At 37.9% G+C, this 2,600-nt stretch carries 2 protein-coding genes; both read right to left on the minus strand.

The features are described 5' to 3' along the window. Nucleotides 1-46: 46 nt before the first annotated feature. Nucleotides 47-790 (minus strand): IS21-like element helper ATPase IstB, encoded by a 744-nt coding sequence (istB, locus tag RCH13_RS13895; protein ID WP_326987849.1) that lies wholly within the window; start codon nucleotides 788-790, stop codon nucleotides 47-49. A gap of 75 nt (nucleotides 791-865) precedes the next feature. Next, a complete protein-coding gene (gene istA / locus RCH13_RS13900) occupies nucleotides 866-2,419 on the minus strand; it encodes an IS21 family transposase (RefSeq protein WP_326987850.1) in 1,554 nt (517 codons plus the stop codon). Nucleotides 2,420-2,600 lie beyond the last annotated feature (181 nt).

The raw sequence follows: 2,600 nt of genomic DNA on the forward strand, positions 1-2,600 counted from the left end.
TGGTAAAACGACTGTTTTTCATGCGCTAATTTGTATTCAAATATAATTAATTTTCGGCTTTATTTATTCCTCTTTTTTTACGCATCGATTCGCCTTTAAGTTCCAGGCGGTGAGACTGGTGGATTAGCCGATCCAAAATAGCATCAGCGATGGTTTTTTCGCCAATGATATCATACCATCCCTGAACTGGTATTTGAGAGGTTACAATGATAGAACCGTTATTATGACGGTCTTCTATGAGTTCTAAAAGCATTATTCTGTTTTGACTGTCTAATGCCTGGAGTCCGAAATCATCCAGTATAATCACTTCTTGGCGTTGTATTTTGGCCAATTCCCGAAGATAAGAACCATCTGCTTTTGCCATTTTCAATTTAGCAAATAACTTGGTGGTGTTAAAATAACTCACCTTAAAACCCTCTATACATGCCTGATAACCTAATGCGGTTCCTAAATAACTTTTGCCCACACCCGTGCTTCCAGTGATTAAAATGTTCTCATTTTTTTCTACAAATTCACATCCTGCCAAGCGCAACACGAGATTTCGGTCGAGGTTTCGGGACTGCTCAAAATTAAGGCTTTCGATGTTGGCTTTGTAATGAAAACGCGCGTTTTTGATGCTTCTTTCGATGCGCCTATTGTGGCGCTCATCCCATTCTGCATCGATCAGCATGGAGACAAACTCATCGAGCGTGTAATAATCTGTTTTCCCGCTTTCAATTGCGGTTTTAAAGGCATTATGCATGCCGTAAAGCTTCATTTGCTTCATTTTTGTAACGGTAGGTTCGTTCATAATTTTTAAAATTTAATTTGATTTAATGATGATTTAATTAAAATGATAATGTTGCTAACTTCTAACTTCTAACTTCTAGTTGTAATACTGTTTCCCTCGAATATTCCCATGGACTGGAAGTTGCTGCTGGGTTTCTTCTTTTTGGTCAAAGTCTATTTGATCTAAATTGTTTTCTAAAATTTTCTGAATGGTTTTAAAGCTGTAAATTTTAAAATCAAGGGCGCGTTTACAGGCATTGATCAATCGCTCTCTACCTACCTTTTTTTCGAAGTTCAATATTCCCAAACAACTTTTATAGGCTTGTTCGGGATGATTTCTGCTCTCAATAATTTGGATGATATAATCCCCGATAATAGGATCAATTTTGGTTGCCCAATCAATAAACCGTGAAGGACTCCAATCTGCCACAAATTGATGGGTACTGGCTAAATGTTCAGCATTGGTGGTATATACATAAGGTTTGTAATTGCGCATATGAATCGCAATCCTATTGTATTTATGATAGATTTCTACGGCAGATGACGTATATAAAAGTTTGACTTTCTTCTTCAGATATTGATACGGAACGCTGTAATAATTTTTGTCCTGGCTCAAAAGAACGTGACCATTCATCATCACCGTTGCATGCGACTGGTATTTGATCTCAAAATGCGCTTCTGGAAGCGGACGGAGTTTTTGCTTTTCGTCTTCTAAAAACAGTTCTTTGCGGGAGTAAGGACGCGCCGTGAGTTTGTTATTGTTATGAGTTTCTAATAAATCCCATACTTGATGGTTTAATTCTGCTAAGGAATAAAATGGGATTTCTTTTAAATGGGCATAAATCCTTCGATACAAAATCTTCACAGCACCCTCTACCAAAGATTTATCTCTGGGCTTATAAACTCTGGCGGGTAAAATAGTAGTACCGTAATGCTCCGCAAAATCAGCAAAAGTTTCATTAATGGTTGGTTCAAAACGACTGCTTTTGATGACTGCCGATTTTAAATTATCTGGAACAATTGCCGCAGGAACGCCCTGAAAATAGTGCATCGCATTTTCTACCGAACGTACAAAATCTTCCTTTTGCTGACTCATCGAGGCTTCTGCATACGTATACTGGCTCGCTCCCAGGATGGCGACAAAAAATTGTACGGTTTTAATCTCACCACTTTTTTTATCGATAATAGAGAGGGTTTTCCCAGCGTAATCGATATACATTTTATCACCCGCTTTGTGATTCATGTGCATCACAGGATTCACCCGTTTTACCCATATTTTGTAATGATGCCTGAATTGGGTGATCTGAAAACCTTCGGGATACAAAGCGATATACTGCTCCCAGGTTCGGTAAATAGTGACTCCCACCTTTTTTAATTCCCGTTCCATCACCGGAAAATAATCCTGCAGAGTCTGTAATTTAGGACTCACGGATTCCTCCGTAGTTTGGGAAAACAAAAGTTCCAGTTCTGCGTCTGTCTTTTCGTTGATGATCTCAAAACTTAATCCAAGAACTTCAAATAACGAAATGTACTTCTTTACGGTATTTCTGGAAAGTGATAAATAGTTGCTGATAAACAACTTACTCTTTCCGTTGCTATAAAATTTAAGGACTTTTCTAATTTTACTCATGTCTGTTGTTTTATTGGCCATAATCCGTATTTTTTATACGAATTTATGGTGCTAACAACATGAAAAAATTAATCGTTTTTACCCGAAAAAATCAACCAAAATCCAGGTGGTCAATTTGCTCCGAATCTTGGTGGTCAGTTTACTCCGGAACAGGTGGTCAATTTGCTCCGAAAATTGGTGGTCAATTTGAGCGTTTTTTCCA

Origin of the sequence: Chryseobacterium sp. MP_3.2, assembly GCF_035984805.1 — a bacterium.
Classification (GTDB): Bacteria; Bacteroidota; Bacteroidia; order Flavobacteriales; family Weeksellaceae; genus Kaistella.